This window comes from Paraburkholderia fungorum, from assembly GCF_003610895.1.
Taxonomy (GTDB): domain Bacteria; phylum Pseudomonadota; class Gammaproteobacteria; order Burkholderiales; family Burkholderiaceae; genus Paraburkholderia; species Paraburkholderia fungorum_B.
This window is the reverse complement of the sequence record NZ_MCAS01000005.1, coordinates 72,551-98,766: the sequence shown is the minus strand read 5'-3', so window position 1 is coordinate 98,766 and position 26,216 is coordinate 72,551. Positions and strand designations below refer to the sequence as shown.

The following is a 26,216-nucleotide window of genomic DNA, read 5'->3' as shown; positions in this document are numbered from 1 at the left end:
GGTGGTGGGAAGCGAATCAGATGGCCCGCGTTGCTCATTTGCGACAGTAATCGATGCAAAAAAACAACGAGATAAATCCTATAAAAAGATTGTTGTCGCTATAGAAATAGATGGTTGTTAATTATGCGAATAATCGAAGGCCCCGAAACCGCTATACTAAAATTTCTGCTTTCCGAAGCAGACTTTTTCGTTGACGAAAAAGATCTCCAAACCTTTGTCGGCGCGACTTCCCAGTCGCGCTTTTTTTTGCCTCCGCTTGCCGATTCGCGGACGTCAATCAGTGCGCCGGTGCGGCGTTGTCCAGCTCGCTCCAGTCGTTCGACACCGGGATGCTCCAGTCTTCCATCACGTAGCGGCGCGCGTCCATGGGGGACGACAGCAGATTTTGCCAGTGGTCCCCGTGCCACATCGGATCAAATTCGAAGACCGGGTCTGATGCGGCGGCCGGCCCGGATTGAGCGGGAGCCGCTGTTATGTGTGATTGGGTGATCCAGGCGATAAGGCGGCGGAATTCATGGCGCAGCATAGTAATCTCCCCTGAAGCGAATGATTTCTCGCTATTGATTTCAATCATGCTGCCATGAGTGCAGCGCAACAACTCGGACAAACACTTACCAAAAACATGTCTTGTTACCTATTTCCGCCGGAATATAGAAGTTTTTGCCGATACCGGCTGTATCTGGTGCCAATTAAGTAATATTGACGTGGTCGGTTATTCGGTTGTTACTGAATACGTGGTGTGATTGTCGATTCATCCTGCATTGAGTTATCGTGCCCCGTGCTAAGGGCATATGAAAAATTCGCTTGACGTTGATTCTTCGTTCCCCGTATAACGGCAATGCTGAATTTCAATCGCCAGATTTGATTGTGCAGGGCCTTTAGAAATGCTCTGTCGCAGATGCAACGACCATGAAACGCGGCTTGAGGGCAATGCCCGATTTTGACAAAACATCGAGGGAAACTGGAATATGGAAACTGGTATCGTCAAATGGTTCAACGATGCTAAGGGCTTTGGCTTCATTACATCGGATTCGGGTGGCGAAGACCTGTTCGCGCACTTTTCGGAGATCCGCTCCGAAGGTTTCAAGTCGCTGAAGGAAAATCAGCGTGTTTCCTTCGAAGTCAAGACGGGCCCGAAGGGCAAGCAGGCAGCGAACATCCAGGCGCTGTAAGTCGCGCTGCGCTGCTCCGGGTGTGTTGCCGGACAGCTTGGTCACCTAAAAGACCTTCACGTTTCGTGAAGGTCTTTTTTACGCCTGTTTATTATTATCTGCGCACGTGAGTTTATTAACTATCTGGTTCGTATTCCGTGTCAGGTCGCTTGTCGCGAAGTAAGGCGATATTTCCTGAACTTTCAAACCAGTCCCTTGAAAATATAATAACCCGCAGCTTTGTGAGCGGCGCCTGGATCGTGCGAAATGCGGTCTTTGCAACGCGTGGTATCGAGGGCAAGGCCATGCAGGTTGGATACGAGGCGGCTAACTGGTGCATACTTGCCGCAAAGCCACGCGTCCAAAGTATCCTTTTCCATGTCTGAACAGTTAGTGCCAGAGTCGGCCCTGGATGTGCCGATCGTCTTCGTCGATCTTGAAACCACCGGCGGCTCGACCAGCGAGCATCGCATCACCGAAGTCGGGGTGGTTGAAATAGGCCCGGCCGGCGTATCGCGTTGGAGCAGCCTGGTTGACCCCCAGCAACCGATTCCCTCCTTCATTCAGCAGCTCACGGGCATTACGAACGCGATGGTGCGCGGCGCGCCGACGTTCGATGCCATCGCCCCGGCCTTGTTCGAACGCCTGAAAGGTAAACTTTTCGTAGCGCACAACGCGAGTTTCGATCGCGGTTTTCTGCGCGGGGAGTTTCGCCGGGTCGGGATCGCGTTCGATCCGGATGTCCTCTGCACCGTGCGGCTGTCGCGCGCATTGTTTCCGGCGGAAAAGCGCCATGGACTCGACGCGCTGGTGGAGCGTCATGGTCTCGTCCCGTCCGACCGTCACCGCGCGCTGGCCGACGCCGATCTGATCTGGCAGTTCTGGCAGCGTCTGCACGGCGGCCTCGTGCCGCAGGACGTCTTGCAGGCGCAGATCGAACGGACGACACGGCGCTACCGGTTAGCCGGCGATATCACTGAAGACCTGCTCGACACCGCGCCGGCAGGATGCGGCGTGTACGCCTTCTATGGCGAAGGTGATCTGCCGCTGTATGTCGGCAGGAGCGTGCGTGTGCGTCAGCGGCTGCGTTCGCATTTGACGGGTGAGCGGCGTTCGTCGAAGGACATGCGCCTCGCGCAGCAAGTGCGACGGGTCGAGTGGCGTGCGACGGGTGGTGAACTGGGCGCCATGCTCGTGGAGGCTCAACTGATCGCGACACTGCGCCCCGGCCATAACCGGGTGCCACGCGTCACGAAGAGCGATCCGGTGGATGCGCCCTGGCCGTTCGAAGGTCCGGTTGTATTTGAGGAGCGGGAAGAGGGGTCGCCCGCCCGCGCTTTTCACGTTGTCGACCGGTGGCGTTACCTTGGGCATGCACCTTCGCTCGCGCAGGCGGCGGCGCTGCATGCGTCGAGCGTGGCCGGGCCGTTCGAGCTGTCGACCTATCGTCTTTTGCAAAGCCACCTTGCGCGTGGCTTGCGTGTGATGCCGTTGGGTATTCCGAGCAGCACGCCGGTGGCGAGTGTGGCTTAACCCGGGTTTCGCTACGCTGCGTCCCCGCCTGGGCTATATATATAGTCCGGGTTCAATCCCCGCCGGAGAGCGTCGGGTCAATGGACGGTTCAAGTCTCGGCGTGAAGCGCACGGATCACATAGACCAATTAACCCGTAGCACCGACTCCACCGGTTTCGCATACGTGACCGAGCGCACGCGTCAACGCGCTCGAACGGGTCGAGTCGTAGCGCGTCAGTGATTTCCAGTTAGCCAGCGATTGCGCGACGCGCGACGGACAGTCTTGCGCCGCGCGCAGCGGTTGCACGCGCGCGAGCCCGGCCACCAGCGACTGCGTCAGCCGGTCCAACTGCGGCCTCGTGCTGGTGGCCAGGTCGGGTGCGGGCCCTTCGGGCGGGCGCGTGCTGCGCCAGTTGGCAAACAGCGCGTCCTGCACGTCCTTGCTGGCGTCGATCTGATCCTGGAAGAACGCGCGCGCAAAGGCCGGATCGACGTTCGCGGCGACGGCGCGTTTTTCGACGTCGGCGAGCAAGGCTTGTTCGCGCGGCGTATCGGTAATGGGCTGATGATTCGCCCATTTCCAACGTGCAACGGGTTCCGCCAATGCGAGCCGCTGCGAAGCCAGCGCGATCAGATTGGTCAGCGCGGTGTCGTCGCCATCCGCGACGGCGGGAGCGGGTGCGAGCGCAAGCGCGACGAACAATGCGAGCGCGCATGACGCCCCAAAGCGATACGAGCGATTCATGGGAGGCGGGAGTGGCCGGCGGGCCGCAGAAGAAAAACCAGAAGAATAGACGATGCGCGGATCAAATGGGCCCAAGCGGGCCCGAGCGGGCTTAAGGGGGAAGGGGGTTAAGCGGACTCAAGCTCGCGCGCCGGTCGATTGAAACCAATAACCGATGTATTCAAAGACGCCCGTTTGGGACGGCCCGTTTGGGACGGCCCGTTTGGGACGGCCCGTTTGGGACGCGCGCTACCAATGCGCCGGGCGATATGAGCCAGGCGCAGCAATCAGGCAAGCGTAACCCGTACCGGGTAAGCGGCAAAAAACAATCGTAGGGGCGCGTGCAAACCTTCCCCGCGCGCCGGACGCGCGGGCGCAGATGCTGCACTGCGCCACAGCCCAATTACTTCGAGTCGCACGACTTGCGTTGTTCGTCGAAAAATGCGCGAACGTGCTCAGGCAGTTCGGCACCCAAAAACTCGACGCCAGCGGGTTCCGGATCCGGGCTAAAAACTTTATCCGGGGTCGGAATCTTCGGTGGTTTGGCATCCATGATCTCTCTCCTTTACAAACCGATTATCTGCCTCGGTCCCCGTTTTACACCAGCGTCTGATGCGGCTCAGATGATGTGTGTTGCTTTAACGGTACAGGCCGACATTGGAACGGAATGTTTGAATAGAATTTATCGGTTGACTGCGAGCGGTTGAATTTGCCGCTACCAATCAAAACAGTCCGATATCTCCGCCGTTCCCTTCCCAGCCTTGCCCCGCGCGCCTTCCGCGCATTATCTTCATTGCATCACAGTACCGCCGGTTCATCTGTGATCGTATGAACAAATCGCAGTGTTTTTTGTGCACTGCCGCATTGGAAGGATTTTCTCTGCGTTAGCCCGAACGTTCGTTAATTACCGATCCGTTCAGTGCGCTCATTCAGCCCTCTAATTGTTGGTAAACGAACGATTGCCCGAATTCGTTGACGATCGGGCGTGTTTTTCAAAGTATTTTTCGCAAATAAAAACGCGCCGCGTTCTGAGCGAAGCACGGCACTTGCCCTGGATGCTTTCTACGCTTTCGGCGCGGGAATTTTCACCGGTGTGGAGTAGGCCGCGGGTTTGTCCGCCACTTCGACCTGTCCGTGAATCCGCGCCTGATGACCATCCGCAAACATGTAGTACGGGAACGGGCGGGCAGGTTCCGAGACGGCGTCGAGTCGCGTGATCAATTCAGGTGCGAGCGTGAAATCGAGCGAGCCGAGCGACTCCTGCAACTGCTCCGGCCGGGTCGCACCAACAATGATGCTCGACACGCCACGCTTCTGATGCAGCCAGTTCAGCGCGACTTGCGCCATCGGCCGGCCCGCCAGATTCGCAACCGTCTCCAGTTCAGCGACGATGCGAAAGTTGCGCTCGGTCAGCTTGTCGAATCCTGGCGGCGGCGCACTCGCCACACTTGCAAGGCGCCCGTCGCCGGAAATGGCGCTCGCCGCCCCGCCTTGCGAAGGACGGTATTTACCCGACAGCACGCCCATGCCCAGCGGGCTCCACGGTACGAGCCCCATGCCGAGATTGGCGGCGAGATCGGCGAACTCGTTTTCGGCGTTGCGTTCAATCATCGAGTACTCGAGCTGCATTGCCGCGACCGGCTCGAAACCGCGCCAGTCAGCCAATGTCTGCGCGCGCCCGGCGAACCAGGCCGGCGTATCCGACAGGCCGACGTAGCGGATCTTGCCCGCGCGCACTGCATCGTCCATCGCGCGCATGACTTCGTCGACCGGGGTAACCCGATCCCACGTGTGCAGGTAGTACAGGTCGATGTAGTCGGTGCCGAGGCGCTTGAGCGAGCCGTCGAGCGCACGCAGCAGATTCTTCCGATGGTTGCCGCCAGCGTTTGGATTGCCGGTCTCGGCGTTGTAGCCGTACTTGGTCGCGATCACGAGCCGGTCGCGCAGACCGCGCGCCGCGACGAATTTGCCGAGCCATTGTTCGCTGGTGCCTTCGGTGTACAGGTCGGCGGTATCGATGAAGTTGCCGCCCGCATCCACATACAGGTCAAACAGCCGCTGCGCCGATTGTTCATTGGCTCCCCAGCCCCATTCGGTGCCGAAGGTCATCGTGCCAAGCGCGATCGGGCTCACACGGAGGCCCGAGCGGCCGAGCAGGTTGTAGCGGTCCATCGTCATGTCAGTCTCCTTGAGTGGTCAGGGGAAGAGTTGAATCGATGGCGCTATCGTGCGCTGATTTTTTACTTGGAAAAATGGCGTCTGTCTGCAAGGATTGTGAAGTCTGACTTAATAATGGAGGTTGCGATGGATCCAGCGCAGTTGCCGGCGTTGATGGCGTTCGCGTGTGTGGCACGTCACGGCAACTTCACGCGCGCGGCCGCTGAATCCGGGGTGACCGCCTCGGCACTGTCGCAGAGCATTCGCTCGCTCGAGACGCAGTTGAGTGTTCGCCTGTTCAACCGGACCACCCGGCGGGTCGCCCTGACAGAGGCGGGCGCGCAGTTTCTCGCGCGCGTGCTGCCTGCGCTGGGTGAACTGGAGGCCGCCTTCGAGGCGTTAGATGAAACGCGCGACCAGCCAGCCGGCACGCTGCGCATCAATCTGCCGAGGGTTGCGAGCGAATTGCTGGTGCTGCCGCATCTGGCCGAGTTCACGCGCCGCTATCCGCAGATCCGCCTCGACCTGACGCTCGACGATGGTTTCGCCGACGTGGTCGGCGAAGGCTTCGACGCGGGCATCCGTCTCGGCGAGCGGGTCGCGCAGGACATGGTGGCGGTGCCGTTGGGCGGCGATATCCGGATAGTCGTGGCCGGCTCGCCGGGCTACTTCGAGCGCTACCCGGAGCCGGCAACCCCTGCCGATCTCGCCGCTCATGATTGCCTGCGCTATCGCTTCTCGACCAGTGGCGGTATTTATCGATGGGAGTTTGCGTCGCCCGACGATTCCTCGCGGGTGTTCGAAGTCGAGACCCGCGGGAGTCTTGTCACCAACGATCTGCGCACCATGGTGCAAGCCGCGGAGCAGGGCGTGGGCCTTCTCCATGTGATCGACGACTACGTGAGTGAACAACTCGAAGACGGCCGCCTGGTGCGCGTGCTGGACGCGTGGTGTCCCAGCTTTCCCGGCTTTTATCTGTACACGGCGAGCCGTGCGCAGATGCCGTTCAAGTTGCGCGCGCTGATCGATTTCCTGAGGGAGAAGCGCGGCGTCCAGTAGCGTTTGCGCTGCTTGAGCGAGTTGCGTCACGAGCCGGTTCGTGCGCAGGCCGTCGCCTATTATTGAGAACGGCTATCCGCCGAGTACGGTGCGGTGGCCAACGGACGCGCCGAGGCCGGCGCGGAAGATGGCTGTCTTCGCCCTTCAGAGAGTTCGCTATGGAAAACGCTGTCTACTGGAAAGGTCGCCAGGTCGGAATCGAGTGCGCGGGCCGGATCTCGTGGTTTCCGTCTGCGCCGCAGGAAGCCGTGCTGGCGTATGACGCGACGCCGACTGCGAACGTGATCGTTGAAGATGCTGTGGTCGCTCGCAATCTCGGCATGACCGCACGATGCGATCGATGGGATCTGGGCGGCTGAGCTGGAACTGCCGCGAGCAACGTTGGTAGTCGATGGTGAGGCGGTGGTCGCGATGACCGAAGCAACCGCCCGGTTGAGTCTGTGCGGATTTCGGCGAGCGGGCGCAGGAAAAAAGCAGAAGAAGCGCACACAGGCGGCAGAAAACAAAAAAGCCCAGTCGTGAGGACTGGGCTTTTTGCCTGAATCTTGTGGTGCCGGAAAGAGGAATCGAACCCCCGACCTTCGCATTACGAATGCGCTGCTCTACCGTCTGAGCTATTCCGGCATCAGGAGAAACGAGATTATAGGGACTTCTTCAGGAACTTGGCAAGCCCCCACGATTACTTTTTTGTTTCGAGATGGTAGCGGGTGACGCGGTCGACTTCGTTCTTCGAGCCGAGGAACACCGCGACACGCTCGTGCAGGCTTTTCGGCTGGATGTCGAGAATACGCTTCTCACCGTTGGTCGCGGCGCCGCCCGCCTGTTCGACGATAAACGCCATCGGGTTCGCTTCGTACATCAGGCGCAGCTTGCCCGGCTTGTCCGGCGTGCGCTTGTCGGCCGGATACATGAAGATGCCGCCGCGGTTCAGGATACGGTGCACATCGGCCACCATCGACGCGATCCAGCGCATGTTGAAGTCGCTCTGGCGCGCCCCCTCTTTGCCGCTCTTCAATTCGCCGATGTATTTCTCGACCGGGGGATACCAGTGGCGCTCGTTCGATGCGTTGATCGCGTATTCGCGCGTTTCAACCGGAATGCGCATATCGCTTTGCGTGAGCACCCACGAACCCAGTTCGCGGTCGAGCGTGAAGCAGTTCACGCCGTTGCCGGTGGTCAGCACCAGCACGGTCTGCGGGCCGTATACCGCATAGCCAGCGGCGACCTGCTGCGTGCCGGGTTGCAGGAACGACTGTTCGGTGGGCTGCTGGCCGTCCGGGCAGCGCAGCACCGAGAAGATCGTGCCGATCGACACGTTGACGTCGATGTTCGACGAGCCGTCGAGCGGATCGAACACCAGCAGGTATTCGCCCTTCGGGTAGTTGGCCGGGATCGGGAAGAACTGCTCCATTTCCTCGGACGCCATGCCCGCCAGGTTGCCGCCCCATTCATTCGCTTCGAGCAGGATTTCGTTCGACAGGATGTCGAGCTTCTTCTGCACCTCGCCCTGAACGTTCTCGCTGCCCGCCGTGCCGAGTGCATCGCCCAGCGCGCCCTTGCTGACGTGGTAGCTGATCGCCTTGCACGCGCGCGCGACGACTTCGATCAAAAGGCGCAGGTCGGCCGGCAGGTTGTTGGTCTCGCGCTGCTGCTCGATCAGGTACTTTGTGAGAGTGGTACGACGTTGCAAAGCCATTGCTGTACTCCGGGAAGGCTTGAGGAATGTCTCGATTTTAACCGCTCGCCGTGTCGGTTCCGTGCTTTTGAGATACGAGAGCAGGCGTGCGGGTTGCCGAACGTGGCAAAGGCCCGCGAAATTCAGGTTTTGCGGCGAGCCTTGATGACCGTGACGTTGCCGGTGAGGCTCGCCGCAAGCGCCGCCGCCCGGGCGTGTTCGGCCGAGATCTTCGGCAGTTTCGGCCGGTTCGCCTTTGGCATCGGTTCGATCTCGCGTTCGATCTGCTCTCCGGCTGCCGCGGTGGCGATGCGCAGGTCGTAGGCGATCTGCAGATTCAGCCAGAACTGCGCGCTCGCGCCAAAGTAGCGTTCGAGCCGCAGCGCGGTGTCGGCCGAGATGGCGCGTTTGCCGCGCACGATGTCGTTGATGCGCGGTGCCGGTACACGCAGCGCAAGTGCGAGCGCATTCACGGACATGCCAAGCGGGTCGAGGAACTCGCTGCGCAGAATCTCCCCCGGATGGGTCTCCGGGATGTGCTCGCCGGTCTCGATGTCGGAGAAATCGATGCTGCCCAGTTCGGAGCGTTTGATGACCATGCTGGTCTCCCAATAATCAGTGATAGTCGACAATTTCGACATTCAGCGCCTCCCCATCGACAAAATGAAAGCAGATGCGCCACTGCGCGTTGATGCGAATGCTCCGCTGCCCGCTGCGCTGGCCTTGCAAGGCTTCGAGCCGGTTGCCCGGTGGCGCATGCAGACTGCGGATGGACTCAGCCGCGTCGATCAGCAGCAGCTTGCGGCGCGCGAGCGCCTGCATGTAGAGCGGCAGTGAATGCACGAACTTGCCCTGAAAGATGGCTGCCGTAGCCTTGTCGCCGAATGTCGTGATCATGGGATGATATAACGCGATGCGTTAAACGTAAACCGTTAAATGAATGCGTTTACTTTCGCCCTGGCGAGCCGATACCGATAGTCGTCCAGACGGCTAACGTCGAGATCTGCAACCCCGTCTCATGGCGAGAGTCGGGACGAAAAAAAGCCGGCAACACGTGCCGGCTTTTCGATGCAGGAAGCGTCTTCAGAACAGCGTTACGCCAACGCTTTCTCCACGATCTCGCGCACGTCGCGCGATTTCGCCTGCGATGCCACTTTCTCCAGCGCCGCGCGCATGGCCTCACGCAGTGCCGGTGTAAAGCGGCGCCACAGTTCCAGCGAACGGGCGAGGCGGGCGGCCACTTGCGGATTGATGGCGTCGAGCGCGATCACCTGGTCGGCCCAGAATGCGTAGCCCGAGCCGTCTTCGGCGTGGAACTGCGCGGGGTTCGCCGCGCAGAAGCTGAAAATCAGCGAGCGCGCGCGGTTCGGGTTCTTCAGGTTGAACGCGGGGTGCGCCATGAGCTTGCGTACGATCTCGATCACCGGACGCTGCGCGCTGCCGCGTTGCGTGGCTTGCAAGGCGAACCACTTGTCGATGACGAGCGGTTCCTTTTCGAAGCGCCGGTAGAAGTCGTCCAGCGCCTGCTGCGCCTGAGCGCTGCCGCCATTTGCAGCCGATGCGTTGAGCAGGGCGGAGAGCGCCGCGGAGCGGTCGGTCATGTTGTTGGCGGTGTCGTATTGCGCGGACGCGAGACGCACGGCTTCAGCCGGATCGTCCAGTTCCGCCAGATACGACAGCGCAAGATTTTTCAACGCCCGATGACCGGATGCCTCCGGGGTGGCTTCATAGGCGCCTGGCGTGCGGTGCTTCTCATAGACGGCGAGCCAGTCTTTCCTCAGTGCGTTCGCGAGACGCTTGCGTACGAATTGCCGCGCCGCGTGCACGGCGGCCGGATTCGATTCAGCCATCTGCTCAGCCAGATACGCTTCCGACGGCAGCATCAGCGCCAGTTCGCGGAACGCAGGCGAGAGCGTTTCATCGGTCAGCACGCGGGCGAACGCGTCGACAACCGAGTCGTCGAGCTGCAGCGGCACGCCGGTGGCGGCGCGCCCGGCGAGCGTCAGCAATTCGCGCGTGGCGAGCCGTTGACCGGCTTCCCAGCGGTTGAACGGATCGCTGTCGTGCGCGAGCAGGAACGCGAGCTGGCCGGCTGAATAGTCGTATTCGACAATCACCGGCGCAGAGAAATTGCGCAGCAACGAGGGCAGCGGTTCCTGCGCGACGTTGACGAACGTGAAGGTCTGTTCGGCCTGCGTGAATTCCAGCACGCGCGTGGTGGTGTCCGCTGCGCTCGTTTCGCCTTCCAGTTGCAGCGGCAGGTCGTGCCCGTCGTTGCCGATCAGGCCGATTGCGAACGGAATCAGCAACGGGCCTTTTTGTGTTTCACGCGCGGCCGCGGCCGCCTCGCCATAGCCTTGTGTGAGCGTCACGCTGTAGCGTTGTTGCGCGGCGTCGTACTTCGTGCGCACCGAGACGCGCGGCGTGCCGGCCTGGCTATACCAGCGCTCGAATTGCGCGAGATCGCGCCCGTTCGCATCGGCGAGCGCGTGACGGAAATCGTCGCACGTCACCGCCTGGCCGTCATGACGCTTGAAGTACAGGTCCATGCCCTTGCGGAAGCCGTCGCGACCGAACAGCGTCTGATACATCCGCACGACTTCGGAGCCCTTTTCGTAGACCGTCATCGTGTAGAAGTTGTTGATCTCGACGTAGCTCTCCGGGCGCACCGGGTGCGCCATCGGACCGGCGTCTTCGGCGAACTGCATCTGGCGCAGCACGCGCACGTCTTCGATGCGTTTGGTGGCGCGTGCGGCTTCGTCGGTCGCGCCGCCTGCCATGTCGGCGGAGAACTCCTGATCGCGGAACACCGTCAGGCCTTCTTTCAGGCTCAGCTGGAACCAGTCGCGGCAGGTCACGCGGTTACCGGTCCAGTTGTGGAAGTACTCGTGGCCGACCACCGCCTCGATGTTCGCGAAGTCGGTGTCCGTTGCCGTTTCGGGGTTCGCCAGCACGTACTTCGTGTTGAAGATGTTGAGCCCCTTGTTCTCCATTGCGCCCATGTTGAAGTCGCTTACCGCGACGATCATGAAGCGGTCCAGATCCAGTTCCAGCCCGAAACGCTGCTCGTCCCAGCGGATCGAGTTGATCAGCGAATCCATGGCGTGACGGGTCTTGTCCAGATCGTGCGGTTCGACCCACACCTGCAGCAGCTTTTCCTTACCCGAACCGCTCGTCACGCGTTCTTCGAGCGCGACCAGCTTGCCCGCGACCAGCGCGAACAGATAGCTCGGCTTTCTGAACGGGTCTTCCCAGCGGGCGAAGTGGCGGCCGTCCGGCAGATCGCCCGCTTCGAGCAGATTGCCGTTCGACAGCAGCACCGGATAGTCGGCCTTGCTGGCGCGCAGCGTGACCGTGTAGGTCGCCATCACGTCGGGGCGGTCGAGGAAGTAGGTGATACGGCGAAAGCCCTCGGCCTCGCACTGCGTGAAGAAGTTGCCGCCCGACACATACAGGCCAGACAGCGTGGTGTTTTCCGCCGGATTGCAGATGCTGGTGAGCGTGAGTTCGAAGTGTTCCGGCACGTTGGCGAGCGTGAGGCCGTGTTCGTGCGCACGGGCGTCGGCGAACGGGGCGCCGTCGATCGTGGCGCCGACGAACTCCAGTTGTTCACCCATCAGCTCGAGATTCGCGGCGTGGGACGCGTCCGGGTTGCGGCGTACCCGCATGGTGTTTCTGACGACGGTGCGTTCGGGCACCAGATCGAACTCCAGCGCGACGGTATCGATCAGGAAGGCTGGCGGCGCGTAATCGGCGCGGCGGATCACATTGGGCGTTGCGGTATCGGCCATGGCGTTCTGTAGTGATAGGACTCGAGCCGTCACGCGTGCTCATGGCGCGCGAGCCGGGCTTGTCGAGCCATTGTACAAAGGCTCGCCGGATCGTGCGGGTCGAACTTTTTACCGAATCGCCAGGTCAGCGTATTATCGGGCGCCCGCGCAGCAAAGGCTGCGCGCCAACGAACCCGGTCAAGACTGGCAACAACAGGCAACACGAGGTAGACCATGAAAACCAACCGATGGACCCGCCACGCCGCGCTGCTGCTGGGCGCGCTGACGGTGCTGCTGTCCGGCTGCACGACCTACGTGACCACCCAGGTCACGGCGTTCTCCGACTGGAGCGGCAGTGACGCCACCCGCACGTATGCCTTCACGCGGCCGGCGGATCAGAAAAGCAATCTGGAACTCACCACCTACGAACGCATTGTCGGCAACGAACTCGCCACGCACGCGTTCCGTCAGGTCGACGCTTCAAGCGCGCGCTATCTGGTCGGGCTGTCGTACGGGATTCGTTCGGACATGGTGACGGTCGCGCAGCCGGTGTATTACAGCCCCTGGCCGTCGCCGTACTGGGGCCGGCCGTTCGATCCGTGGGGCCCATGGGGGCCATGGGGTCCGTATCCCACGGCATACGTGAATCAGAGCTACCCGATTTTCACGCACCTGCTCGGCGTGCGGATCACCGAGCGTGATAGCGGCAAAGAGGTCTATAACGTGACCGCGCGCAGCTCGGACGACGAGTCGTCGCTGGTGAGAGCCATGCCCTATCTGGCGCGCAGCGCGCTGGCCGACTTCCCGCTCGGCAACGGCGTGGTCCATACCGTGAAGATTCCCGTCGGCAAGAACGGCGGAATCTCGAACGAAGTGGCTACGGCAGGCGCTGCGCCGGCGGCGGCGCCCGCTGCCGCGTCGGGCGCGAAAGTCGTGCAGTAAGCAGGCGAGCCTGGCATCGAAGCCTACATCGCGGCATAGAAAAAACGGCCCTGCAGGTTACGCCTGCAGGGCCGTTTGTTTTGCAATCCTGCGTGGCCGGCTCGGTGAAATCCGATGGCGGCGCCCTGAAGTTGGAAAATTGGTGTTGCGGTAAGCATCCGTAAGTCGCGCGTGAAATTGAGGTGGACGATGCGGGGCGCGCGGTTCACGGCCAGGCCGAAGCATTGAAGTGTGCCGAAACGAAACACATATTTTCGAAAGTTAAATGAAAGTTTTGGTATCGATTGGTCTGTATTGATCGATGCCGCTAACCTCCAGCCGGTCCGCGAAGCTCGCCGCAAGTGGCTTTGCGGGCGGGGCGCCGCTTGCGCAAAGGCCGCGAGACTTGCATCTTTGGCTTTGTCCAGCAACCCGTCGCACCCGCGATACGGATACAGATGGATACGTCTTTTGTGGCTGATTTAATCCAGAATATTCAGTATGATTCCGGCGACCATAGGGAGCCTGAGCAATCCTTCAGATTAATTGTCAAAGGCGCCTAAATAATCGGGGCCAAGTGCCGTTAAATCGCTGAACCCTATATAAGAAGATTGGATTGACCCTCGGCTGGAGATTTGTCGTTCCGCGCGGCGCGCATACGCTGTGACGGGTGCATATTCCGTCAGTGGCCCTCAGCCTCTCCTCGCTTCTACGCGCGAACACCGATATGCCCGATCTGCACTGGACCATTCCGGTCGCTCGCTGGTCTAGCTGGCCTGCTGCCGCATCTGCCGCACCCGATATTGGCTTTATCGAGCCGATCGTGCGGCGTCGCCTGAGCACGCTATCCAAGGTTGCGCTGAAGGTTGCACACGATTGCGTGGCACAAGACGAGGTCCGGGTCGTGTTTGCTTCACGCCACGGCGAATTGCGGCGCACAACGGACATCCTGCGCCACATCAGTGCGGGCGAACCGGTCTCGCCGACCGCTTTCAGCCTGTCAGTGTTGAACGCCATGACGGGCGTGTTCGGCATCGCGCGCGGCGATCGCAGCGCCGCCAGCGCTATCTCGGCTGGCGCGCAGACGCTTGGTTACGCGCTGCTGGAGGCCTACGCGCAGTACGCAACGCAACCCGGTTCGCCGGTGCTGCTGGTGTATGCCGACGAGCCGGCCGATCCGGCGTACGGCACGATTGAAGACGAAGTGCAGGGCGGCGCAATAGCGATCCTGCTGAACGGCCAAACGGCGGCGGGGGAATTGATCTGCACGTTGTCCGGCGCAGGCGAGCCGGAGGCAGCGCAGGGCGCCGGGGCCACGCAGCAGGCAAGCGCGGACGAACGTTTCGCGACGCAGAGCCAGGCCCTGCTGTACTGTCTGGAAACCGGCAAGCCTGGCACCTGGGAAGGCGCCGGCGCCGCCTGGCATTGGAGGTGGCATGAACGGGCGGCTTGATTACCTTTGGCGGTTGTGCGCTACGGGCATGGCCTTCGTGGTGTTCGGCGTCTGCGGCGTGCTGTTTTCGGTGCTGGTGTTTCCATTTGCCTGGCTATGGCCGCATCGGGCCTCGCGTCAGCGCGCGGTGACGACCGTGATCCACTGGTTCTTCCGCGCCCTGGTCGCGGTATTGCGGTTTATCGGCGTGATGGAGCTCGAGGTATCGGGCGGGCAGGCGTTGCGCGCGGGCGTTCCGGCGATCGTGGTCGCGAATCACCCGACCTACCTGGACGTGATGGTGCTGTTGTCGCTCACGCCGCGGGCCTGCTGCGTGGTGAAGAACGCGCACTGGGGCAACCCGTGTTTCTGGGGCATCGTGCGTTCGGCGGAGTATGTGAGCAATGCGGATCCCTCGGAGCTCGTCGAAGCCGGCGCGCGGCAGCTCGCAGCGGGCTACACCATGATCATTTTTCCCGAAGGCACGCGCAGCCCGGCGCCGAACCGGCTGCACGCGTTTTCGCGCGGTTTCGCGCATATGGCGCTCAAGGTCGATGCGCCGATCGTGCCGGTGCTGATGGATTGCGATCCGCCGGCATTCACCAAGCAGATGCGGTGGTACGACGTGCCGGCGCGTGCGTTCCGGATACGCGTGAATGTGCTCGAACCGTTTGGCGTCGAGCAACTCGCGGACCATGACACTTCACCGTCTCTCGCGGCGCGCAGCGTGACCAGCGCCATTGAAGCTCACATTACTCAGCACCTGTTCGATTATGGATTCTTTAAAACTGGAAATTAAACAACTCCTGATCGAAGCGCTCGATCTGGAGGACCTGAGTCCGGCCGATATCGACGACGACGCACCGCTGTTCGATACCGACGGCATCGGTCTGGACTCGATCGACGCGCTCGAGATCGGCATCGTGCTGCGCAAACAATACCAACTGACCATCGCAGCGAACGACGAACGCACCCGCGAACACTTCCGCTCGATCAGCACGCTCGCCGCGCTGGTCGCGAGTCAACGCGAAACGGCGGACGCTGTGAACGAAACCACAAGAAAAGGGGATTAATCGTGTCCGAGGCAGAGATTCTTGAACGCATCCGCGCCATCTTCAAAGAGAACTTCGCGATCGAACCGGAGCGCGTGACGCCCGAGGCGCACCTCTTCGAGGAACTCGATCTCGACAGCATCGACGCGGTGGACCTTGCGATCAAACTGCAGGAAATGACCGGGCGCCGCATCAAGCCGGAAGAGTTCAAGTCGGTGCGCACGGTCGGCGACGTGATCGTGGCGGTCGAGTCGCTGCTGGCGGCACAGGGCTGATGCCATCCGTGCGCTCGCGTATGCAAGCGGCGGCGAGCCAGCCCGTCGAGGCACCGCCCGGTACTCAGCGCCACTGGGCCAAAGCGGTGCTGCAGGTTCTGTTGAAACTCGCGTACCCCGCACTGATTCTGTGTGCCTGGCGCTGGGATACGCCGCGCTATGTCGGCTGCATGCTGTTTGCGATTCTGTGGCTGCAGCGCTGGGCCGGCAGCGGCCCGATCGCGACCTCGTTGCGCCGGCTCTCCTCGATCGATTGGACCGTGGTCGGCCTGCTGAGCTGCGCCTCGGCGGCGATCGTGTTCACCAACAGCGAGCTGCTGTTGCGTCTCTATCCATCGCTCGTCAATCTGGGGCTGCTGATTGCGTTCGGCGCGACGCTCGTGCGTGGGCCGTCGATGATCGAAAAATTCGCGCGCCTGGGTAATCCGAATCTGTTGCCCGGCGCCGTGCGCCATACGCGGCGCGTGACCCAGGTGTGGTGTGCTTTCTTCGCACTGAACGGTGCGTTCTCCGCTTATACGGCGCTGTACTGGAGCCGCGCAAGCTGGTCGCTCTATAACGGCGCGATTGCTTATGGCTTGATCGGCGTACTGCTGGTGGCCGAGATTATCTGGCGTTATCTGGTGGTGCTGCCGCGAGCTGCGCGTTCGGAGGCGGCATGATCGCGTTGCATGATGTGTTGTCGGCGGCCGATGGCGCCTCCATCGTGAACGCACCGGTATGCCGCGACGGCGCGAATGTGCTCGACCGTGCTGCGTTTCGCGCGCGCGTTGCGGCGCTGGTCACGTTGCTGCAAACGCAAGATGCGCAACGTTACGCCTTGTGCATCGACGATCCGTTCGATTTTGCCTGCGCGCTGTTTGCGTTGTTCGCGTGCGGCAAGGAGCCGGTGATTCCGGCCAATGCGACGCCGGGCTATCTCGCCGATCTCGCCGACGCGTATGACGCCGTGCTGACCGACGCCGATTTGCCGGATCATCCGCGAGACGCCGGTGCTACGCACGCGCCAGTCGCCTATACGGTCGATCCGCACGCCCCGCTGACGCTCTACACGTCCGGCAGCAGCGGCACCCCCAAGCCAATCCGCAAGACCCTCGCGCAATTCAGTGCCGAAGTGCACACGCTCGAAAAGCAGTGGGGCGCGCTGGTCGGCGATGCGACGATGCTCGCGAGCGTGCCGCATCATCACATCTACGGCTTGCTGTTTCGCGTGTTGTGGCCGCTCGCGGCGGGCCGCGCGTTCGACCGCGCGATCAGCCTCGAGCCTGCGCATTTGCAAACGCAGATCGCACAGTGCGGCGCAACGGTGGTCGTTTCAACGCCCGCGCAGTTGTCGCGTTGGCCCGCGTTGCCAGGCTTTGCCGCGCTGACGCCGGCACCGCGCGCATTCTTTTCTTCAGGCGGCCCGCTCGCTGCGGAAGCCGCGCGGGAATACGCATCGGCCTACGGCGCCGCGCCGCTCGAAATCTACGGCAGTACGGAAACCGGCGGCATCGCGTGGCGTCGTCAGGATCAGACGGACGCCTGGCAGCCGGTGAGCGGCATCGAAGTCCGCCGCGACGAAGACGGTGCGCTGAACGTTCGCTCGCCGCATCTCGATCATACCGGCTGGCATCGCACGGACGACAAAATCGCGTTCGACGCCGACGGCCGCTTTCGCCTGCAAGGCCGGCTCGATCGCGTGCTCAAGCTGGACGGCAAGCGCGTGTCGCTGCCGGAACTCGAAGCGCGTCTCGCGCTGCATCCGTATGTGGCGCAAGCGGCGATCGTGCCGCTGGAAGGCGCCTCGCGCGAGCGCGTCGGTGCCGTGGCGACGCTGACCGAAGCCGGCAGCGAGGCCTTGCGCGCCGAAGGCCGCGTGCAACTCGCGAAGACCTTGCGCCGGCATCTCGCCGCGTATTTCGACGTGGTGGTGCTGCCGCGTCATTGGCGTTTTCGCCTCGCATTGCCGTTCGACGCGCGCGGCAAACTGCCGGTGGCCGCGGTCGCGGCGGCTTTCGCGCCACGCGCGGACGGCGTGGAGGTGCTCGCCGAAGCGCGCTGTGCCGATACCTTGCACTACGAACTACGCGTGCCGCCCACGCTCGTGCATTTCGCCGGTCATTTCCCCGGTTTGCCGATTCTGCCGGGTGTTGTCCAGGTGCACTGGGCGATGCATCTGGCCGCGGAGCAGGTGCCGGCCGTGAGCGCGCTGGCATCGATCGACCGGCTCAAATTCATGGCGCCGGTGCCGCCGGGTGCCGTGCTCAATCTCACGCTCGCACACGAGGCAGCACGTGGCCGCGTGCAGTTCAGCTACCGCCTGGGCGGGCGTGAATGCGCATCCGGCGCGATCGTGTATCGGGAGCCTGCATGATGGGCATCGCTGCGTGCATCGTGATTCCGATCTACAACCACAAGGACGCGATCGGCGCGACCGTCGCGCACCTCGCGGTGCACGGTTTGCCGATCTTCGTGGTCGACGACGGCAGCGACGAGGCGACCCAGCAGGTGCTGGCCACGCTCGCGCAGCAATACGCGCCGCAGCTCACGCTGCTGCGTCTGCCGGTCAACGGCGGCAAGGGTGCGGCCGTGATGGCGGGGCTGCGTGCCGCGCGCGCCGCGGGCTACACGCATGCTTTGCAGATCGATGCCGACGGTCAGCACGACGCGGCCGATGTGCCGCGCTTCATCGAAGCGGCACGTGCCGAACCGGGCGCGGTGATCCTCGGCCGCCCGGTCTACGACGAGAGCGTGCCGAAGTCGCGCCTTTACGGCCGCTATCTGACGCACGTGTGGGTGTGGATCGAAACGCTCTCGCTGACGATCCGCGACTCGATGTGCGGTTTCCGCCTTTATCCGCTGGCGCTGGCTTGCGAGCTGATCGACAGTGTGCAACTGCCGACCCGCATGGATTTCGACATCGAAATCCTCGTGCGTCTCCATTGGCGGCGCGCGGCGTTCCGTTCGATTCCGACGCGCGTCACCTACGCCGCCGACGGCGTCTCGCATTTCGACGTGCTATGGGACAACGTGCGCATCAGCCGCAGCCATACACGGCTCGTGTTCGGCATGCTGTGGCGTCTGCCGATGCTGCTCGCGCACAAAGTGATGCCACGCCGCACGGTGATCGCAAATGAACCGGGCGAGCCGGCCGAGCCACGCGAACAGAGTCCACAGGACTGGTGGCGGATCGCCGAACGCGGCAGCCATCTGGGCATGTCGTTGCTCGCGCTCAGTTGCAAGCTGTTCGGCCGCCGTTTCACCGCGCTCTGGCTGCACCCGATCGTCGCGTATTTTCTGCTGACGGGCCGTGCCGCGCGCGAGGCGTCGAGCAATTACTTCACGCATCTGGGCAACGCCGCGCCACATGGCGACACGCCGCGTCCGGGCTGGCTGTCTGCTTATCGCCACATGCTGGCATTCGCGCAATCGGGTTTTGACAAGCTCGCGGCATGGTCCGGCCGTGTCAACAACGGCGACGTCAAATTCGAAGACCCGTCGGCGTTCCAGGCTCTCGTGGCGAGCGGCAAGGGCGCGCTCGTGATCGGCGCGCATCTCGGCAATCTGGAAATGACCCGCGCGCTCGCCGCACAAGGCGCTTACGCGAAAGTCACCGCCGTGGTCTACACGGAACACGCGCGGCGCTTCAATAGCGTACTGGCGTCGGCGAATAGCCAGTTCGCGCGGCATCTGCTCGAAGTCAGCGACTTTGGTCCCGAGACCGCGATGATGATGCAGGAGCGCGTCGATTCGGGTGAGCTGCTGGTGATTGTCGGCGACCGCGTGCCGGCCCATGAAACGGGCCGCACGATCGACGCGCAATTTCTCGGCTCGACCGCGCCGTTCGCGCAAGGCCCCTACGTGCTCGCGCATGCGCTCGGCTGCCCCGTCTATCTGTTCTTCTGTCTGAAAGAGCACGACGGTTACCGTCTGTATTTCGAGCAGTTTGCCGAGCGCATCGAGTTGCCGCGCCGTGAGCGCACGCAGCACCTTGCTGCGTGGGCGCAGCGTTACGCAGTGCGCCTCGAACACTATTGCCGCAAGGCCCCTTATCAATGGTTCAACTTCTTCGATTTCTGGGCCAGCCCCAAGCGAGGCACGCATGGCCGAACATGATCTGATCGAGGCGCCGAACGTTGGCGCACATGAGAACGTCCAGGCAAACGTCCAGGCAAACGCGGCGGCGGTGACGATCGGCGCTCGCAAGCTGACGATCGAAGAGGTCGTCGCGATCGCCCAGCATCGCGCGCCGGTTGCGTTGAGCGCCGATCCGGCGTGGCGCGCGCGCATTCAGCGCGGCGCGGATTTCTTGCGCCGCCATCTGGCCTCCGGCGCGACCGTGTACGGCGTGAATACCGGCTACGGCGATGCGTGCGTGGTGGACGTGCCGATGGAACTCGTCGAAGCCTTGCCGTTGCAGCTGACGCGTTATCACGGCTGCGGAATGGGCCAGTATCTCGACGACGCGCAAACGCTCGCGGTGATCGCCGCGCGCCTGAACTCGCTCGCGTACGGTTTCTCCGGCGTGCGTCCCGTGTTGCTCGAACGTCTCGCCGATCTGATCAATCATCGCGTGTTGCCGCGTATTCCGTCGGAGGGGTCGGTTGGCGCAAGCGGCGACCTGACGCCGCTTTCGTATGTGGCCGCGGCGCTCGCCGGCGAGCGGGAGGTGATGTTTCAAGGCGCGCTGCGCAACGTGAACGAGGTATGGGCCGGGCTCGGCCACACGCCCCTGACGCTCGCGCCGAAAGAGGGCCTTGCGCTGATGAACGGCACTGCGGTGATGACGGGCCTCGCCTGTCTCGCGTTCGCGCGCGCCGATCACCTGACGCGCCTCACCGCGCGGCTCACGGCGCTCTCGACCGTCGCGCTCGACGGCCGCGCCGCGCATTTCGACGCAACCCTGTTCGAAGTGAAACCGCACGCCGGCCAGGCCGAAGCCGCGGCATGGATTCGCGACGACCTGAGCGGGCGCGACGATACACCGGGGCATCGTCTGCAAGACCGCTATTCGATTCGCTGTGCGCCACATGTGATCGGCGTCGCGCGCGATGCCTTGTCATGGGTGCGGCGCGACGTCGAGAACGAACTGAACAGCGCGAACGACAACCCGTTGATCGATCCCGACAACGAGCGCGTGCTGCACGGCGGTAACTTCTACGGTGGCCACATCGCGTTTGCCATGGACTCGCTGAAGGTCGCGGTCGCCAATCTCGCCGATCTGATGGACCGGCAACTGGCGCTGCTGGTCGATGTGAATTTCAACAACGGCTTGCCGCGCAATCTGTCGGGTGCGGCTCCGGCGCGCGCCGCGATCAATCATGGTTTCAAGGCGGTGCAGATCTCGTCGTCGGCATGGACGGCCGAAGCATTGAAGAACACCATGCCTGCCAGCGTGTTCTCGCGGTCGACCGAGGCGCACAATCAGGACAAGGTCAGCATGGGCACGATCGCCGCGCGTGACTGTTTGCGCGTGCTGGAGTTGACCGAGCAGGTCGCGGCCGCGCATACCCTCGCGACGGTGCAAGCCGCGCGTCTGCGCTTGAAGATCGACAGCGCCACGCCGGTCCCCGCGCCGCTGCAAGCCTTTATCGACAGCGTGACGGCGCACTCGTCGTTCGTCGACGAAGACCGCGCGCTGGAAAGCGACCTGCGTGCACTGACCGCGCGCATCGCGGCATGCGATCTGTTGAACGACTATCGTGGAGGCTCGAACGCATGACCGCCGCCCCTAAGGTGCTGACAGCCAGCGCGACAGTCGAAGTGCCGTTTCACGACGTCGACGCGATGAACGTGTGCTGGCATGGCCACTATCTGAAGTACTTCGAGATCGGCCGCGCGGCGCTATTACGTACCTTCGACTACGACTACCGTGAGATGCAGGCCTCGGGTTATCTGTGGCCAATCGTCGAGGCGCATCTGAAATACGTGCGTCCGGCCATCTACGGCCAGGCGATCGAAGTGCGCGCGCAACTCCTCGAACACGAAAACCGCCTGAAAATAGGCTATGAAATAGTCGATTGCGCATCCGGTACGCGGCTCACGAAGGGGTACACGATCCAGGTGGCGGTCGATGCCGCGACCCAGGAATTGCAGTTCGTGTCGCCGCCGGTCGTGTTCGAAAAGCTGGAGCGTGTATGGGGATCATGAAGGGGGCGATGAGCTTGCGCGGCTGGACCGCGGGCGTGTTGTTCGCGCTAGGCACGTTGACCGTATCCGGCGGGTTGAGCCTGATCGCATGGCCGACGGCGGCGTTTGCAGCAACCGAAGCGCAGGCCGCCGGCAACCCGGCGCTGGTCTCGCAAATCGCCTCACATCTCGCGCAAGCCAGGGGCGTTCGCGCGCAATTCACGCAGACGCAGACGCTTGCTGCGATGAAGCAGCCGCTCGTCAGCACGGGTTCGCTGCTGTTCTTCCGCGATCGCGGCGTGATCTGGCAGATCGACACGCCCTACAAAGCCACTTACGTCATCACCGATGCAGGCGTGACCCAGGTCGACGCGAACGGGCAGCGCGTCACGGCTCGCAGCGCCCAGGGCACGCGCGGCGTCGCGCAGGTTTCGAAGATGATGCGCGCGATGCTCGGCGGCGATCTGTCGGCGCTGTATTCGCAGTTCGACGTGCAGGCCGAAGGCAGCGCCGCGCAGTGGCGCATGCAACTCACGCCGAACCAGCCGCAGATCGCGCAGTCGATCAAGGGCTTGCAGATGGACGGCGGCGAGTATCTGCAAAGCCTGCGCATCACGCTCGCGAACGGCGACATCACGAAGCTCGATTTTGCGAAAAGCGCGGCGGTGACCGAACCGACGCCGGCCGAGCGCAGCTTGCTTGGAGCGCCGTAATGCAGGTGCTGCAACAGCGGTCCGCGAAACAGGCGTGGGGCATACGCGCCGCGTGGCTGCTGCTCGCGCTCGCCGCGGCGTTGTATTGCGGCTGGCGTTTCGGTGGGCCTTCGCCGTTGCAGACCAATCTATTGGCATTGCTGCCCGCCACCGAGGCGGATCCGGTCGCCGAAAAGGCGGTCGATACGCTGGCCGGCGCGTTAGGCGACCGCACAGTTTTTCTCGTTACCAGCAACGACGACGCGCACGCGAAAGCGGCAGCAAAGCAGCTGGGCGCGTCATTGCAAAAGAGCGGCGCGTTCGGCTCGGTGACGGCGGAATTGCCGCCGTTCGATCTGTCGCAGATCGCCGCGCTGTACATGCCCTATCGCTTCGGCCTGCTGACGGCCGCCGACCGCGCGGCGCTCGCGCAGAGCAATGCGTCGAGTACGACCTTGCATGACGCGCTCGCGCAGCGCATCTACAGTCCATTGCGCGGCGGCCTGACCACGCCGCTCGCCGACGATCCGTTCGGCTGGCTCGAACACTGGCTCGGCGGCTTGCCGCTCGCCACGTCGAATCTCGAACTCGAAGACAACATGCTGGTGTCGCATCGCGGCGCGGCGACGAGTGTGCTGATCGTCGCCACGCTGCCGGGCTCGGCCTACGAATCGAAGACCCAGCATGCGGTGCTCGCCGCGCTCGCCCAAGGCGAAAGCGCGTTGAAGCAGACCTTCCCCGATGTGTCGGTGGCGAGAACCGGCGCGGTGTTTTACGCGGAATCGGCGCGCAGCGCGTCGGAACGCGAGGTACATCTGATCGGCGTCGCGTCGCTGTGCGGGATTGCGCTGTTGATGATGTGGGTGTTTCGTTCGCCGCGGCTATTGCTGCTCGGTTTCGTTTCGACGGCGCTCGGCATTGTCTGCGCGCTCGCGGCGACGATGCTGGTATTCGGCCAGTTGCATCTGTTGACGCTGGTGTTCGGCGCAAGCCTGATCGGCGAGGCGGTCGATTATTCGATCCAGTATTTCGTGGTCTATCTCGGCGCGGGCCGTGATTGGGATTCGCGCCGCGGCGCGCGCGCGGTGCGTCCGGCTTTGACGGTTGCGCTTGCCACCAGCCTGCTCGGCTACGCGATTCTCATGTGGGTGCCGTTCCCCGCGCTCAAGCAGATTGCCTGTTTCGCGATGGTGGGGATTACGACGGCGTTTGCCTCCGTGCTGTGGTTATTGCCCGCGTTGCTCACACGCCCGCCCAGGCGCAGCCCGCAGCGCCTGTTCGCAGGTGCGGCGCGGCTGCTGACCGTTTGGCATCGCACGATTGGCGGCAGGCGCGCATGGTTCGTCGCGGCGCTGTTGCTGATCGTGGCGATTCCCGGCTGGCTGCGTCTGACGAGCGACGACGATATCCATTTGCTGATCCAGCGCGATCCTTCGCTGGTCGCGCAGGAAGACAAGGTGCGTGCGGCGGTCGGCGTCGACAACAGCGCGCAGTTTTTTGTGGTGCGTGGCGAGACGCCCGAGATCGTGCTGCAACGCGCCGAAGCGCTGGGCGTGAAGCTCGACGGCCTGGACGGCACGGCGAACGGCGTCGGCAGCTATCAGTCGGTGGCGCAATTCGTGCCGTCTGCGAAACAGCAAGACGCAGACCGTGCCTTGCTCGCGCAGCACATCTTCAACGACCCCGCGGCGTTGCGCGCCACGCTGCTGCAGGCCGGCTTCAAAGACGAAGTTGCCGACGCCTGGCTTGCCGCGCAGGCGAAACCGCAGCCGCCGCTGACGCTCGACACGTGGCTTGCCGCCCCGTGGTCGCGGCCGTACAAACATCTGTGGCTGGGCGTCGTGGATTCGGCCAGCAAAGCGTATGCGGCTGTGGTGATTCCACAAGGCGTGACGCCGCAGAACGAGCCCGCGCTGATCGCCGCCGCGCAGTCGGTGCCGGGCGTGGTATTCGTCGACAAGGCGGCGAGTGTGTCGAAACTGTTCGGCGCATATCGCGTGGATAGCGGCTGGTGGCTCGGCGGCGCGCTGGCGCTCGTACTCGTTTTGCTGATCCTGCGCTACGCCCCGAAGAACGTCTCCGTGGAGGGCGCCCGCAAGGACGTCTCTCTCGCGGAACGGTTGCGTGGTGGCGTCGCCGTGACGCTGCCGGTGCTGCTTGCGGTGGGTGTCACACTCGCTGTGTTCGGCTACGTTCACGTGCCGCTCAATCTTTTCAATTGGCTCGCGCTGATGCTGGTGCTCGGCGTAGGCGCAAACTATGCGGTATTTCTGCGCGAAGGCTGCTTGCGCGCGGACGCCGATCTCGGCGCAGTGTGGACCGGCGTGCTGCTTTCGGCGGCCACCACGCTGTTGTCGTTCGGCATGCTCGGCATGAGCGCGATGCCTGCGCTGAAGAGCTTCGGCGCCACGCTCGCGCTCGGCATTGCGGTGTCGGTGCTGCTCGCGCCGATCGGCATGCCATCGGAATCAAGGAGGGCCACATGAAAGCGCCATCAGTTTATTTGCATGCGCTTGGCATGATCAATGCACTCGGCGATGGCCTCGACGCAATCGTCCCGGCGCTTGCCGCCGCGCACGCACCCGGTATGGCAAACGCGCATACGGGCATTGGCGAGGCGTTTGTCGGCAGCGTGCTGGCGCCGCTCGATCTGGCGCCGCCGGCCGCGCTCGCACGTTACGACTGCCGTAATAACCGTCTGTTGCTGGCCGCGCTGACGCAGATCGGCGCGGCGGTCGATGCGGCGCGTGAGCGCTATGGCGCGCATCGGATCGGCGTGGTGCTCGGCACCAGCACGTCAGGCATCGAAGCGGCCGAAGCTGCGTTCGTCTACCAGGCGCAAGCGGGCAACCTGCCTCCCAACTTCAATTACCGGCAGATGGAGATCGGCACCGTCGCGCCGTTTGCCGCCGCCGTGCTCGGCGTGCAGGGCCCGGCGTTCACGATTTCGACCGCCTGTACATCGAGTGCGAAGGCTTTTGCGTCGGCGCGCCGGTTGCTGCAATTGCGGCTCTGCGATGCAGTGGTGGTGGGCGGTGTCGATTCATTGTGCGAGCTGACGGTGCAGGGTTTCGCATCGCTCGAATCGACCAGCGGGGTGCGCGCCAATCCGATGAGCCGCAATCGCTGCGGGATCAACGTCGGCGAAGGCGCTGCTGTATTCCTGATGAGCCGCGACGAAGCGGAAGTCCGGCTCGCGGGCATCGGCGAATCGAGCGACGCGCATCACATTTCCTCGCCCGACCCGCTGGGTGTGGGCGGTGAAATCGCGTTGCAGGCGGCGCTGGCCGATGCAGGCGTCGCCGCGTCGGCGATCGGCTATGTGAATCTGCATGCCACCGCCACACGCAAGAACGACGATATGGAAGCGAAACTGATGGCGCGTGTTTTTCCCGAGGGCGTGGCGACGAGCGGCACCAAGCCGCTGACAGGGCATCAGCTCGGCGCGGCAGGCGCAACCGAACTCGCCTTCGCCTGGCTGACGCTGGCGCGCGCGAATGCGGCGCAGCCCGTGCCGCTGCCACGTCACCTGTGGGACGGCGAAGCCGATCCTGCTTTGCCGGCGCTGGATCTGGTCGAAACCGAACGCTTTTTACCGTCCGGCTCGGGGCCGCAGTACGTGATGAGCAATTCGTTTGCATTTGGCGGCAGCAATGTCAGCCTGATCCTCGGACGGTGAGCCAC

Annotated in this window: 25 protein-coding genes and 1 tRNA gene; 17 read left to right on the top strand and 9 right to left on the bottom strand. The window is 63.0% G+C overall.

Annotated elements, in window-relative coordinates:
* Positions 1–277: 277 nt before the first annotated feature.
* Positions 278–526 carry a hypothetical protein gene (locus BCY88_RS06655; protein WP_120343597.1) on the bottom strand — a complete coding sequence of 83 codons (249 nt, stop codon included), beginning with the start codon at positions 524–526 and terminating at the stop codon, positions 278–280.
* A gap of 442 nt (positions 527–968) precedes the next feature.
* Here BCY88_RS06655 and BCY88_RS06650 point away from each other — a divergent pair, with 442 nt between their 5' ends.
* Entirely contained in the window at positions 969–1,172 is a 204-nt protein-coding gene (locus BCY88_RS06650; RefSeq protein ID WP_120343502.1) for a cold-shock protein, read from the top strand.
* A gap of 357 nt (positions 1,173–1,529) precedes the next feature.
* The gene (locus BCY88_RS06645) at positions 1,530–2,684 is read left to right on the top strand and encodes an exonuclease domain-containing protein (protein ID WP_120343501.1); all 1,155 of its coding nucleotides are present in this window, start codon (positions 1,530–1,532) and stop codon (positions 2,682–2,684) included.
* Between the two features lie 128 nt (positions 2,685–2,812).
* Here BCY88_RS06645 and BCY88_RS06640 read toward each other — a convergent pair whose 3' ends face one another.
* The 3 genes from BCY88_RS06640 to BCY88_RS06635 all read right to left on the bottom strand — a co-directional run bounded on the left by BCY88_RS06640 (position 2,813) and on the right by BCY88_RS06635 (position 5,566).
* Complete coding sequence (locus BCY88_RS06640; protein WP_120343500.1) at positions 2,813–3,409, bottom strand: chorismate mutase; 597 nt, start codon at positions 3,407–3,409, stop codon at positions 2,813–2,815.
* 382 nt (positions 3,410–3,791) lie between these two features.
* Positions 3,792–3,941 (bottom strand): hypothetical protein, encoded by a 150-nt coding sequence (locus BCY88_RS39790; protein ID WP_028200145.1) that lies wholly within the window; start codon positions 3,939–3,941, stop codon positions 3,792–3,794.
* Positions 3,942–4,450: 509 nt separating this feature from the next.
* Entirely contained in the window at positions 4,451–5,566 is a 1,116-nt protein-coding gene (locus BCY88_RS06635) for an aldo/keto reductase (RefSeq protein ID WP_120343499.1), read from the bottom strand.
* A 126-nt stretch (positions 5,567–5,692) separates the two neighbouring features.
* Between BCY88_RS06635 and BCY88_RS06630 the strand changes: the two genes are divergently transcribed.
* Together BCY88_RS06630 and BCY88_RS06625 are read left to right on the top strand one after the other, a co-directional pair.
* A complete protein-coding gene (locus tag BCY88_RS06630) occupies positions 5,693–6,604 on the top strand; it encodes a LysR family transcriptional regulator (protein WP_259461267.1) in 912 nt (303 codons plus the stop codon).
* A gap of 158 nt (positions 6,605–6,762) precedes the next feature.
* A complete protein-coding gene (locus tag BCY88_RS06625; protein ID WP_120343497.1) occupies positions 6,763–6,963 on the top strand; it encodes a hypothetical protein in 201 nt (66 codons plus the stop codon).
* 189 nt (positions 6,964–7,152) lie between these two features.
* Here BCY88_RS06625 and BCY88_RS06620 read toward each other — a convergent pair.
* The 5 genes from BCY88_RS06620 to pepN form a co-directional block, all read right to left on the bottom strand.
* Positions 7,153–7,228: transfer RNA gene (locus BCY88_RS06620), tRNA-Thr, on the bottom strand.
* A 55-nt stretch (positions 7,229–7,283) separates the two neighbouring features.
* Positions 7,284–8,300, bottom strand: a complete 1,017-nt coding sequence (locus tag BCY88_RS06615; protein WP_120343496.1) for a class 1 fructose-bisphosphatase — start codon at positions 8,298–8,300, stop codon at positions 7,284–7,286.
* A 122-nt stretch (positions 8,301–8,422) separates the two neighbouring features.
* On the bottom strand, positions 8,423–8,878 hold the full coding sequence (locus tag BCY88_RS06610; protein ID WP_120343495.1) for a HigA family addiction module antitoxin: 456 nt from the start codon (positions 8,876–8,878) through the stop codon (positions 8,423–8,425).
* 16 nt (positions 8,879–8,894) lie between these two features.
* Entirely contained in the window at positions 8,895–9,176 is a 282-nt protein-coding gene (locus BCY88_RS06605; protein ID WP_120343494.1) for a type II toxin-antitoxin system RelE/ParE family toxin, read from the bottom strand.
* 197 nt (positions 9,177–9,373) lie between these two features.
* A complete protein-coding gene (pepN, locus tag BCY88_RS06600) occupies positions 9,374–12,070 on the bottom strand; it encodes an aminopeptidase N (protein ID WP_120343493.1) in 2,697 nt (898 codons plus the stop codon).
* Between the two features lie 213 nt (positions 12,071–12,283).
* Here pepN and BCY88_RS06590 point away from each other — a divergent pair, with 213 nt between their 5' ends.
* From BCY88_RS06590 to BCY88_RS06525, 13 genes are all read left to right on the top strand, one after another.
* Positions 12,284–12,991, top strand: a complete 708-nt coding sequence (locus BCY88_RS06590) for a DUF4136 domain-containing protein (protein WP_120343491.1) — start codon at positions 12,284–12,286, stop codon at positions 12,989–12,991.
* Between the two features lie 706 nt (positions 12,992–13,697).
* Positions 13,698–14,423 carry a beta-ketoacyl synthase chain length factor gene (locus tag BCY88_RS06580; RefSeq protein WP_120343489.1) on the top strand — a complete coding sequence of 242 codons (726 nt, stop codon included), beginning with the start codon at positions 13,698–13,700 and terminating at the stop codon, positions 14,421–14,423.
* Positions 14,407–15,201 (top strand): lysophospholipid acyltransferase family protein, encoded by a 795-nt coding sequence (locus tag BCY88_RS06575; protein ID WP_120343488.1) that lies wholly within the window; start codon positions 14,407–14,409, stop codon positions 15,199–15,201. Before BCY88_RS06580 ends, BCY88_RS06575 begins: the two co-directional genes overlap by 17 nt.
* Positions 15,176–15,475, top strand: coding sequence for a phosphopantetheine-binding protein (locus BCY88_RS06570; protein WP_120343487.1), 300 nt, complete (start codon positions 15,176–15,178; stop codon positions 15,473–15,475). The genes BCY88_RS06575 and BCY88_RS06570 overlap by 26 nt, the downstream gene beginning before the upstream one ends.
* Before the next feature lie 2 nt (positions 15,476–15,477).
* The gene (locus BCY88_RS06565; RefSeq protein ID WP_028200132.1) at positions 15,478–15,729 is read left to right on the top strand and encodes an acyl carrier protein; all 252 of its coding nucleotides are present in this window, start codon (positions 15,478–15,480) and stop codon (positions 15,727–15,729) included.
* The gene (locus tag BCY88_RS06560; RefSeq protein WP_120343486.1) at positions 15,729–16,391 is read left to right on the top strand and encodes a COG4648 family protein; all 663 of its coding nucleotides are present in this window, start codon (positions 15,729–15,731) and stop codon (positions 16,389–16,391) included. The genes BCY88_RS06565 and BCY88_RS06560 overlap by 1 nt, the downstream gene beginning before the upstream one ends.
* Positions 16,388–18,085, top strand: coding sequence for an ApeI family dehydratase (locus tag BCY88_RS06555; RefSeq protein WP_120343485.1), 1,698 nt, complete (start codon positions 16,388–16,390; stop codon positions 18,083–18,085). Before BCY88_RS06560 ends, BCY88_RS06555 begins: the two co-directional genes overlap by 4 nt.
* On the top strand, positions 18,085–19,827 hold the full coding sequence (locus BCY88_RS06550) for a glycosyltransferase family 2 protein (protein WP_120343484.1): 1,743 nt from the start codon (positions 18,085–18,087) through the stop codon (positions 19,825–19,827). Before BCY88_RS06555 ends, BCY88_RS06550 begins: the two co-directional genes overlap by 1 nt.
* Positions 19,814–21,433 carry an HAL/PAL/TAL family ammonia-lyase gene (locus tag BCY88_RS06545; protein WP_120343483.1) on the top strand — a complete coding sequence of 540 codons (1,620 nt, stop codon included), beginning with the start codon at positions 19,814–19,816 and terminating at the stop codon, positions 21,431–21,433. Before BCY88_RS06550 ends, BCY88_RS06545 begins: the two co-directional genes overlap by 14 nt.
* Complete coding sequence (locus BCY88_RS06540; RefSeq protein ID WP_120343482.1) at positions 21,430–21,861, top strand: acyl-CoA thioesterase; 432 nt, start codon at positions 21,430–21,432, stop codon at positions 21,859–21,861. The genes BCY88_RS06545 and BCY88_RS06540 overlap by 4 nt, the downstream gene beginning before the upstream one ends.
* Positions 21,849–22,553: a LolA family protein gene (locus tag BCY88_RS06535; RefSeq protein ID WP_120343481.1), complete on the top strand. Its 705-nt coding sequence runs from the start codon at positions 21,849–21,851 to the stop codon at positions 22,551–22,553. The genes BCY88_RS06540 and BCY88_RS06535 overlap by 13 nt, the downstream gene beginning before the upstream one ends.
* Positions 22,553–25,018 (top strand): MMPL family transporter, encoded by a 2,466-nt coding sequence (locus tag BCY88_RS06530; RefSeq protein ID WP_120343480.1) that lies wholly within the window; start codon positions 22,553–22,555, stop codon positions 25,016–25,018. The genes BCY88_RS06535 and BCY88_RS06530 overlap by 1 nt, the downstream gene beginning before the upstream one ends.
* A complete protein-coding gene (locus tag BCY88_RS06525; RefSeq protein ID WP_120343479.1) occupies positions 25,015–26,211 on the top strand; it encodes a beta-ketoacyl-[acyl-carrier-protein] synthase family protein in 1,197 nt (398 codons plus the stop codon). Before BCY88_RS06530 ends, BCY88_RS06525 begins: the two co-directional genes overlap by 4 nt.
* Positions 26,212–26,216: the final 5 nt, after the last annotated feature.

Bases quoted from the DNA above. Each gene is read 5' to 3' on its own strand.
- BCY88_RS06655 (WP_120343597.1), bottom strand. From the start codon at position 526: ATGCTGCGCCATGAATTCCGCCGCCTTATCGCCTGGATCACCCAATCA.
- BCY88_RS06525 (WP_120343479.1), top strand. From the start codon at position 25,015: ATGAAAGCGCCATCAGTTTATTTGCATGCGCTTGGCATGATCAATGCA.
- BCY88_RS06640 (WP_120343500.1), bottom strand. From the start codon at position 3,409: ATGAATCGCTCGTATCGCTTTGGGGCGTCATGCGCGCTCGCATTGTTC.
- BCY88_RS06580 (WP_120343489.1), top strand. From the start codon at position 13,698: ATGCCCGATCTGCACTGGACCATTCCGGTCGCTCGCTGGTCTAGCTGG.
- BCY88_RS06590 (WP_120343491.1), top strand. From the start codon at position 12,284: ATGAAAACCAACCGATGGACCCGCCACGCCGCGCTGCTGCTGGGCGCG.
- BCY88_RS06570 (WP_120343487.1), top strand. From the start codon at position 15,176: ATGGATTCTTTAAAACTGGAAATTAAACAACTCCTGATCGAAGCGCTC.
- BCY88_RS06650 (WP_120343502.1), top strand. From the start codon at position 969: ATGGAAACTGGTATCGTCAAATGGTTCAACGATGCTAAGGGCTTTGGC.
- BCY88_RS06575 (WP_120343488.1), top strand. From the start codon at position 14,407: ATGAACGGGCGGCTTGATTACCTTTGGCGGTTGTGCGCTACGGGCATG.
- BCY88_RS39790 (WP_028200145.1), bottom strand. From the start codon at position 3,941: ATGGATGCCAAACCACCGAAGATTCCGACCCCGGATAAAGTTTTTAGC.
- BCY88_RS06555 (WP_120343485.1), top strand. From the start codon at position 16,388: ATGATCGCGTTGCATGATGTGTTGTCGGCGGCCGATGGCGCCTCCATC.
- BCY88_RS06625 (WP_120343497.1), top strand. From the start codon at position 6,763: ATGGAAAACGCTGTCTACTGGAAAGGTCGCCAGGTCGGAATCGAGTGC.
- BCY88_RS06615 (WP_120343496.1), bottom strand. From the start codon at position 8,300: ATGGCTTTGCAACGTCGTACCACTCTCACAAAGTACCTGATCGAGCAG.
- BCY88_RS06610 (WP_120343495.1), bottom strand. From the start codon at position 8,878: ATGGTCATCAAACGCTCCGAACTGGGCAGCATCGATTTCTCCGACATC.
- BCY88_RS06635 (WP_120343499.1), bottom strand. From the start codon at position 5,566: ATGACGATGGACCGCTACAACCTGCTCGGCCGCTCGGGCCTCCGTGTG.
- BCY88_RS06530 (WP_120343480.1), top strand. From the start codon at position 22,553: ATGCAGGTGCTGCAACAGCGGTCCGCGAAACAGGCGTGGGGCATACGC.
- BCY88_RS06550 (WP_120343484.1), top strand. From the start codon at position 18,085: ATGGGCATCGCTGCGTGCATCGTGATTCCGATCTACAACCACAAGGAC.
- BCY88_RS06535 (WP_120343481.1), top strand. From the start codon at position 21,849: ATGGGGATCATGAAGGGGGCGATGAGCTTGCGCGGCTGGACCGCGGGC.
- BCY88_RS06560 (WP_120343486.1), top strand. From the start codon at position 15,729: ATGCCATCCGTGCGCTCGCGTATGCAAGCGGCGGCGAGCCAGCCCGTC.
- BCY88_RS06605 (WP_120343494.1), bottom strand. From the start codon at position 9,176: ATGATCACGACATTCGGCGACAAGGCTACGGCAGCCATCTTTCAGGGC.
- BCY88_RS06645 (WP_120343501.1), top strand. From the start codon at position 1,530: ATGTCTGAACAGTTAGTGCCAGAGTCGGCCCTGGATGTGCCGATCGTC.
- BCY88_RS06545 (WP_120343483.1), top strand. From the start codon at position 19,814: ATGGCCGAACATGATCTGATCGAGGCGCCGAACGTTGGCGCACATGAG.
- pepN (WP_120343493.1), bottom strand. From the start codon at position 12,070: ATGGCCGATACCGCAACGCCCAATGTGATCCGCCGCGCCGATTACGCG.
- BCY88_RS06630 (WP_259461267.1), top strand. From the start codon at position 5,693: ATGGATCCAGCGCAGTTGCCGGCGTTGATGGCGTTCGCGTGTGTGGCA.
- BCY88_RS06540 (WP_120343482.1), top strand. From the start codon at position 21,430: ATGACCGCCGCCCCTAAGGTGCTGACAGCCAGCGCGACAGTCGAAGTG.